Annotated in this window: 7 protein-coding genes; 4 read left to right on the forward strand and 3 right to left on the reverse strand. The window is 63.3% G+C overall.

Annotated features, from left to right (window positions below):
- Positions 1 to 75: 75 nt before the first annotated feature.
- Positions 76 to 183, forward strand: coding sequence for a PEP-CTERM sorting domain-containing protein (locus ACEW8G_RS13120; protein WP_373488862.1), 108 nt, complete (start codon positions 76 to 78; stop codon positions 181 to 183).
- Positions 184 to 310: 127 nt separating this feature from the next.
- Entirely contained in the window at positions 311 to 1,606 is a 1,296-nt protein-coding gene (gene serS, locus ACEW8G_RS13125; protein WP_373488856.1) for a serine--tRNA ligase, read from the forward strand.
- 240 nt (positions 1,607 to 1,846) lie between these two features.
- Here the strand turns inward: serS and ACEW8G_RS13130 are convergent, their stop codons facing one another.
- From ACEW8G_RS13130 to purF, 3 genes are all read right to left on the reverse strand, one after another.
- Positions 1,847 to 4,258 carry a TonB-dependent receptor gene (locus ACEW8G_RS13130; protein ID WP_373488857.1) on the reverse strand — a complete coding sequence of 804 codons (2,412 nt, stop codon included), beginning with the start codon at positions 4,256 to 4,258 and terminating at the stop codon, positions 1,847 to 1,849.
- Positions 4,259 to 4,651: 393 nt separating this feature from the next.
- Complete coding sequence (locus ACEW8G_RS13135) at positions 4,652 to 5,365, reverse strand: SDR family NAD(P)-dependent oxidoreductase (RefSeq protein WP_373488858.1); 714 nt, start codon at positions 5,363 to 5,365, stop codon at positions 4,652 to 4,654.
- 13 nt (positions 5,366 to 5,378) lie between these two features.
- Positions 5,379 to 6,851 (reverse strand): amidophosphoribosyltransferase, encoded by a 1,473-nt coding sequence (purF, locus tag ACEW8G_RS13140; protein ID WP_373488859.1) that lies wholly within the window; start codon positions 6,849 to 6,851, stop codon positions 5,379 to 5,381.
- Between the two features lie 137 nt (positions 6,852 to 6,988).
- Between purF and hisI the strand changes: the two genes are divergently transcribed.
- Both hisI and ACEW8G_RS13150 read left to right on the forward strand, forming a co-directional pair.
- The gene (hisI, locus tag ACEW8G_RS13145; protein WP_373488860.1) at positions 6,989 to 7,354 is read left to right on the forward strand and encodes a phosphoribosyl-AMP cyclohydrolase; all 366 of its coding nucleotides are present in this window, start codon (positions 6,989 to 6,991) and stop codon (positions 7,352 to 7,354) included.
- Positions 7,354 to 7,797, forward strand: a 444-nt coding sequence (locus ACEW8G_RS13150) for a hypothetical protein (protein ID WP_373488861.1), incomplete at its 3' end; no start/stop codon positions are given. The genes hisI and ACEW8G_RS13150, both read left to right, overlap by 1 nt.

Raw genomic sequence — 7,797 nt, forward strand, 5'->3', positions numbered from 1 at the left:
TCGTCAAGCTCCTCATCCTCGTCGAGCAGTTCATCGAGCTCAAGCGGCGGCAGCAGTTCGACCGGCGGCACCGATGTGCCGGCCCCGCCCGCCATCCTGCTGTTCGGTGCCGGCGCAATCGCGCTGGCTGCCCGCCGCCGCTTCGCCAAGCGCAAGCAAGACAAAACAGATATTGCCGCCTGACCGGCCGGGAGATCGTCACCTCCCGTTCGTCAATGGCGACAAGGGTGGCTCTGCACATGCAGGGCCGCCTTTTTGCATGCATTTGCGGATTGCATCTGCCCACCGGGGCAGGGCATAGGGCTGCCCCATGCATGACATCAAATTCATCCGCGAACATCCCGAAGCCTTTGACGCGGGCCTGGCGCGCAAGGGCCTGGCACCGCAATCGGCAGAGCTGATCGCGCTCGACGCACAGCGACGGGCGGCTGCGAGCGAATCGCAGGCAGCGCAGGCGCGGCGCAACGAGGCATCGAAGCTGATCGGCCAGGCGATGGCGCAAAAAGATTCGACTACCGCCGATGCGCTGAAGGCCGAGGTGGCGGACTTGAAGGCGCGGCTTTCCGATCTTGAGGAACAGACGAAGGCTGCGGATGCTGCGCTGGCCGATCGACTCGCGATCCTGCCCAACCTGCCCGCCGATGACGTTCCCGATGGCGCGGATGAAAGCGGAAACGTTGAACTGATGCGCTGGGGCACCCGGCCGACGTTCGATTTCACCCCTGCCGAACACGCCGACATCGGCCCCGCGCTGGGCATGGATTTCGAGACTGCCGCAAAAATCTCCGGGGCGCGGTTCACCTTCCTGCGCGGCGGCATCGCGCGGATGAACCGGGCGCTGGGCCAGTTGATGCTCGATATGCAGGTGGCAGCAGGATACGGCGAATGCGCGACGCCCTTTCTGGTGCGCGATGAGGCGGTGTTCGGTGTGGGCCAGCTACCCAAATTTGCCGAAGACCTGTTCCAGACGACTGATGGCCGCTGGTTGATCTCGACCTCTGAAGTGAGCCTGACCAACAGTGTGCGAGAACAGATCCTGTCTGCCGCCGACCTTCCGGTCCGCCTGACCGCGCTGACCCCGTGCTTCCGCTCAGAAGCGGGGGCCGCCGGGCGCGATACGCGCGGGCTGATCCGCCAGCATCAGTTCGAAAAGGTCGAGCTGGTCACCATCGCCGCCCCCGACCAGTCTGCGGCCGAGCATGAGCGCATGTGCGCGGCGTCCGAAGCGGTGCTGCAGGCACTCGGGCTGCCCTATCGCAAGCTGCTGCTGTGCGCGGGCGACATGGGCCAGGCGAGCCGCAAAACCTATGATCTTGAGGTCTGGCTGCCGGGGCAGGGCGCGTATCGCGAGATCGCCAGCATCTCAAATTGCGGTGATTATCAGGCGCGGCGAATGAACACCCGCTTTCGCCCCGATGGCGAGAAGGGCACCGAGTTTGTCCACACGCTCAACGGATCGGCACTTGCGATCGGCCGGACCCTGGTGGCGATTGTCGAGAACTACCAGCAGGCCGATGGCACGGTGCGCGTTCCCGATGCGCTGGTCCCCTATATGGGTGGGATTGAGGTTTTGAGGGCTCGACCATATGCGCCAGTTGGCGCGTGACTACCACTCCGCCTTAAGGCTCCATCCGGTCTCCTGCGAAGGCAGAAGCCCATCTCCTGACAGTCGTTTAATTTGGCTTGGGAGGGTGATGGACCCCTGCCTGCGCAGAGGATCCGGCAAATGGCAGCGGTGAGGGCGACGGTGAGTCCGGGCGAGGCCCTGCAAGCCGGAGAGATCACCCCTACCCAATCCCTCCCCCATCGAGGGGGAGGGCTTTGGTAGGTCATCGCAGGTGCACGATCAGAACGTCGCGCCCAGCTGCACGCCATACAGGCGCGGTTCGCCGGCGATGAAGGTGGCAGTGCCGAATGCGCCGCCGGTATTGCCTGCATCGATCAGATATTTTTCGTCGAACAGGTTGCGCGCAAAGGCGGTGATTTCAAACGCGCCGTCGCCAAAGCGCACCCCGGCGCGGGCATTGACCAGCACATAGCCGTCTTCGCTGATCCTCGGCGTGTTGGGGATTTCAAAGAACTGCTCGCTCGAATAGGTCACCGTCGGGAAGAAGAAGAGTGATGTACCAGCGCTGATCGGCACGTTCACATCAATCCCGGCTGCAGCGGTGTGCTTCGATTGCAGACGGAAGCGGTTGTCCTGGAAGGCCGGGTTGGGCGATGAGATTTTCGCGTCGATATAGGCATAGTTGGCGAACACCCGCACATTGTCGCCAAAGCGCAGCGCGCCTTCGACTTCCACGCCGAAATTGCCCGCGTTGCCTGCGTTGACCGGCACAACCTGGCCCTGCTGGTTGAAGAAGCTGGTCTGGAAGTTGGAATAGTCCTGGTAGAACACGCCAACCGTGCCGCTGAACGGCCCGAACGCGCCCTTGATGCCGCCCTCGTAGTTCCACACTTTTTCCTGCTCGACGAGCGTGAAGGCAGGCACCGGCCCGGTCGGACTGGCGGCGGCGCTGAGGTTCAGCACGGGCGCGCGGCGGCCCTTGGATACGGTGGCGTAGACATTCACCTGATCGCTGACCCGGAACAGCACGTTGAAACGCGGCAACCAGGCATCGAAATTGTCGTTGACCCGGAAGGTCTGCCCGCGCGTATCGGCCGCGCCAAGCAGTGAGACACCGGGTACGCCAAGTCCTGCAAAGATTTGGCTGCCCGGCTGGATCGCATTGTAGGTCGAGGTGCGCTCTTCATAAAGGTAACGCAGCCCCGCCGTCAGCTCGAGCCGGTCGGTGATATCGAAGGTCATGTCGGCAAAAGCAGAGTAGCTGGTGTTCTTGCCGCCGTTGGTGAACTCGCTCGAATAAGGCAGCACGCTTGCTGCGCCGCGCGTCAAGATGGTCGTCGCCCCCACCGGACGCGTCGGGCTGTTAAGTGCGGCGCAGGTTTGTGCAGGCGCAACACCAAGCGCGCCAGCCACACCTGCCCGCACCGGAGCAAATGCCGCAAACGGAGCGCAGCTGATGTAGGTGCCTTCGTCGGTCACGAACGGCACGCGCTGGGTGCCCTGTTCATGGAACACGTTGAAGCCGAAGAATCCGCGCAAGCGCTCGCCATTATAGGCAAAGCGCGTTTCATAGCTGAACTGCTCGCCCTCTGCATCTTCGGCGAATTCCAGGAAGAACAGGCCCGAACCATCGGCATCGAACACCTCAAGGCTGTCAAACCGGCGATAGCCACCGATGGCAGTCAGCGTCCACGCGTCGCTCATCGCGGTCTCAAAAGTGACGTTGGCGTCGTAGACTTCGCGCTTCAGGCCAAGTTCGGGCAGGCCAAGGATCGCTTCGCTCAGCGCTGTCGGCGCGCCGCCCAGTTCACCAACGCGGAACGGGCTGGTGTCGCCGCCGCTGCGTGGCAGCGAGCCGGAGACGAACGCGGTGCCGGGGTTGCGCTGCTGTTCATAGTTGAACACGAAATCCATCGTGCTGCTGTCGGTCGGCCAGATGCGCAGCGAGCCGCGCACCGCGAACTGATCAATGCCGTTGAGGTCGCGCTGCGGCGCGCCGACGTCGCGCGCGGATACGGTGCCCGGCTCATTGGCGATGTTGCGGATATAACCGTCGCGCTTCTTGTACGATGCGGCGAGGCGACCGGCGATCTTGTCATTGCCGGCGTTGATCATCGCGCGACCTTCATACAGGTTGAGGTTGCCGTAGCTGCCACGGAAGTCCGCCTTGAAGCCGGGTTCGGGCTTGGCAGTGATCACCGAGATTGCACCGATCGTGGCGGCGGTGCCGAACAGGGTTGCCTGCGGGCCCTTGACCACCTCGATCCGGTCGATGTCGAACAGATCGAAATACGATCCGCGCGACCGCGACACGTCGATTCCGTTCAGATAGATCGTCACGCGCGGCGCGATCTGGGCGCTGCCCGAATCCGATGTGATGCCGCGAATCACGAAGCCGGGGTTGTTGGCGCTCTGCTCCTGAATGTTAAGACCCGGAATGAACGCTGACAGCTCGTCGAATTCGTCAATACCGATGCGATCCATCTGGTCACCGGAAATTGCCGAGACGGTGATTGGCACGTCCTTGATCGATTGCTCGCGCTTTTGCGCGGTAACAATGATCAGGTTATCGTCGTTGGCGTCGTTATCGATCTGATCCTGCGCGATGGCGGGGCTGGCGGCAGTGAGCGCAGCGGCGAGGGCGAACAGCGACGTGGTGAGGGCACGTGAGTGGGCGGATGCGACACGCATGGGGAAAGTCCTTATTGGGGGGTGTGTGGATTTCCCAAGCCCATTGCCCGCCTGGTATTGCCATTGTGCGTCGCAGCAATGACGGTTTTGTGGCGGACCCACATTGTAAATGTCTCATTCGGGCTGCGGCCTTTGGGGCCGTAACGGCAAGGGCGGATTTTTAAGTTGGCCTTTTTTGGCGGGGATAGCGCTGATGCCAACGCCCGATCAGCCTGAGCGCGACAAAGGTCCGGCGCCTTGCGGGCAACTCGTTCTCCGGCGAAAGCCGGAGTCCAGTAGTCAGGTGGCACTGTCGTCGCCCTGGAGTCCGGCGTTCACCGGAAAACGGATGGGGCCGATGATGTCAATGCATGACGTGAACAAGCGCGTCGTGCGCCGGGGACGCGTTAAACCTCAGCCCTCAAGCACCAGCCGGTGGTTGGTCGCAAAATCGCTGGCGAGCAGATCGGCAATCGCTTCTGCAACCACCTCGGGCAGCTTGACCGTGCTGGGGTCCTCCCCCGGATAGGCCTTTGCGCGCATCGCGGTGCGGGTGCGCGCCGGATCGACGATGGCGGTGCGCACCTTGCCGATGTTGCGCATTTCCTCGCCATAGGCCTGCAGCAGCACCTCAAGCGCCGCCTTGGACGCGCCATATGCGCCCCAATAGGCGCGTGGGCTTACGCCGACTGAGCTGGTCAGCGCAACGACGCGCGCGTGCCCGCTCTTGCGCATCATCTGGTCAAAATGCGCGATCATCGCCTGCGCGCTTAACACGTTGAGCGTCATCAGCCGGTTGAGCTCCTTGCCGTCGATCATCGGCACCGGACCCAGTGTGCCCAGCATCGCGGCGTTGAGCACCAGCATGTCGAGCGCGTCCCAGCGCTGGCCAATGGCGACCGCCAGCCGCGCGATGCTCTCGCCATCGGCAAGATCGAGCGGGGCGATGGTCGCGCTGCCGCCGTTGTCGAAAATATTTTCTTCGACCGCTTCCAGGTCTTTGGCATTGCGACCGGTGAGGATGACATGCGCGCCGCGCGCGGCCAGTGCCTTGGCAGTCGCCGCGCCGATGCCCCGGCTCGCCCCGGTGACAAGGGCAAGCTGCCCTGCAAAAACCAAATCGCTCATGGTGTGGAAATCCTCAGCCGCCGACCCGTTCGGCCAGCAGCATCAACTGGTTGGGCTGCTCGCGTTCCGACAGGTCGGTCAGCGGGGTCGGATAGTCGCCGGTAAAGCAGGCATCGCAATAGCGCGGGGCCTCTTCCTCACGCGACGCTTCGCCCAGTGCGCGATACAGGCCATTGATTGACACGAACGCGAGGCTGTCCGCCTGGATGAACTGGCGCATTTCCTCGATCGATTTCTGCGCGGCGAGCAGCTTGGATCGCTCGGGCGTGTTGACCCCGTAAAAGCAGCTGTGCATCGTCGGCGGGCTGGCGATGCGCATGTGCACCTCTGCCGCGCCGGCATCGCGCATCATCTGCACGATTTTAAGCGATGTTGTTCCGCGCACGATGCTGTCGTCGATCAGCACCAGCTTCTTGCCGGTGACCAGAGGCCGGTTGGCATTGTGCTTCAGCTTGACCCCCAGATGGCGCACGCCGTCGCCTGGCTGGATGAATGTGCGCCCGACATAGTGCGATCGGATGATGCCGAGCTCAAACGGCAGGCCCGATTGCTGCGCATAGCCGATGGCGGCGGGCGTGCCGCTGTCGGGCACCGGGATCACCAGATCGACATCAACCGGGCTTTCGATGGCGAGCTGCCCGCCAATTGCCTTGCGCACCGTATAGACCGACGAACCATCGACAATGGAATCGGGGCGCGAGAAATAGACGTGTTCGAAGATGCAGGGCCGCGAGGCCTTTTGCTGGAACGGGCGGTGCGAGCGGATTTCACCGCCGCTGACCACCACCAGTTCGCCCGGCTCAACGCTGCGCACGAACTCGGCACCGACGATGTCGAGCGCGACGGTTTCGGACGCGAAGATCACTGTGCCGCCGTCTTCCGGGCCAATCCGCCCCATCACCAGCGGGCGGATGCCCAGCGGATCGCGGCAGGCGATCATCCCCATTTCGGTGAGGCAGATCAGTGAATAGGCGCCTTCCACCTGCTTGAGCGCATCGATGAACTTGTCGAGCAATGTCCTGTAGCGCGAGGTTGCGACCAGATGGATGATCGTCTCGGTGTCAGAGGTCGACTGAAAGATCGAGCCTGAGCGCACCAGATCGTGCCGCAGCTTCACCGCGTTTGAGATATTGCCATTGTGCGCGATGGCAAAGCCGCCCGATGCGAGCTCCGCATACAGCGGCTGGACATTGCGCAGCGCGGTCTCGCCGGTGGTGGCATAGCGGACATGGCCGATCGCCCATTCGCCCTTCAGCAGCCGCATGATCTCTTCGGAATCGAAATTGCCCGCAACGAGGCCGAGCGCCTTGTGGTCGTGGAAGGTCGTGCCGTCAAAGCTGCTGATGCCGGCGGCTTCCTGGCCGCGATGCTGCAGCGCGTGCAGGCCCAGCGCCACCATCGCGGCGGCATCGATTGCCCCGGCAACGCCGAACACGCCGCATTCTTCACGCAGCTTGTCATCATTAAAGGGGTGAGTGGTGATCATAGCGCGCGCCCGATTCGGTTGTCGTCGGCCTGTTTGGCCCCCCTATAGGCAGGCGCAGCATGTTTGTCTCCCATTTGTCATAAGTTAATAACGTTAAGCGTGTTGCAACATGGTTGGCGGGGGCTTAACCGGTTTTCATGGCTGATCTGCGCGAAACCGGGCTGGCGCTCGACCCTAAATATGACGCCAACGGGCTGGTCACCGCCGTGGTCACCGACGCAGCGAGCGGCGCGCTGCTGATGGTCGCGCACATGAATGCCGAGGCGCTGGCGTTGACGCTGGCGAGCGGCGATGTGCATTTCTGGTCACGTTCGCGCGCGCGCCTGTGGAAGAAGGGCGAGACCTCGGGACACGTGCTCAACCTCGTTGAGATGCGCGTCGATTGCGATCAGGATGCGCTGTGGGTGATCGCGACGCCCGCCGGACCCACCTGCCACACCGGCGCGCCATCATGTTTTTACCGACGCGTCAGCGCGGATGGCGCGCTCGAACGGATTGCCTGATGCGGCGCTGGCTCATCGGTTGTCTGCTGCTAGCCGGGTGCAGCGAGACCCGCGCCGGGGGCGATGACGCGCCCTCTGTGCCGCTGGAAGCCGCTGCGATTGAGGCAGGGGTGATCACCGATGCTGATGCGCTCGATCTGGCGGGGGTGTTTTCCGATGCCAGCGGCACGGGCGCGGACGGGTTCTGCGCCAGCGGCAATCGCATCGATGGCTATGATATCGGATTGATCGTGACTTTCGGACCCGACATCGCGTGCGAAGCGGTGGGCCGCGCCGCGCTGTCTGGCGAAGAGGCGACGATCAGCCTCACCGAAACCGGCAGCGGCAAGCCGCTAAAGGGCTGCACGATCAAGGCGCGCTTTGATGGCAGCGCGCTCATTCTGCCGGGGCGGGTGCCAGATGGCTGCGCCATCGCCTGCGCGCCGCGCGCCAGCCTGTCGGGC

Source organism: Blastomonas sp., from assembly GCF_041747255.1.
Classification (GTDB): Bacteria; Pseudomonadota; Alphaproteobacteria; order Sphingomonadales; family Sphingomonadaceae; genus Blastomonas.

Excerpts from the sequence above, each read along its gene's own strand:
- purF (WP_373488859.1), bottom strand. The coding sequence starts at position 6,851 with ATGATCACCACTCACCCCTTTAATGATGACAAGCTGCGTGAAGAATGC.
- ACEW8G_RS13135 (WP_373488858.1), bottom strand. The coding sequence starts at position 5,365 with ATGAGCGATTTGGTTTTTGCAGGGCAGCTTGCCCTTGTCACCGGGGCG.
- hisI (WP_373488860.1), top strand. The coding sequence starts at position 6,989 with ATGGCTGATCTGCGCGAAACCGGGCTGGCGCTCGACCCTAAATATGAC.
- ACEW8G_RS13130 (WP_373488857.1), bottom strand. The coding sequence starts at position 4,258 with ATGCGTGTCGCATCCGCCCACTCACGTGCCCTCACCACGTCGCTGTTC.
- serS (WP_373488856.1), top strand. The coding sequence starts at position 311 with ATGCATGACATCAAATTCATCCGCGAACATCCCGAAGCCTTTGACGCG.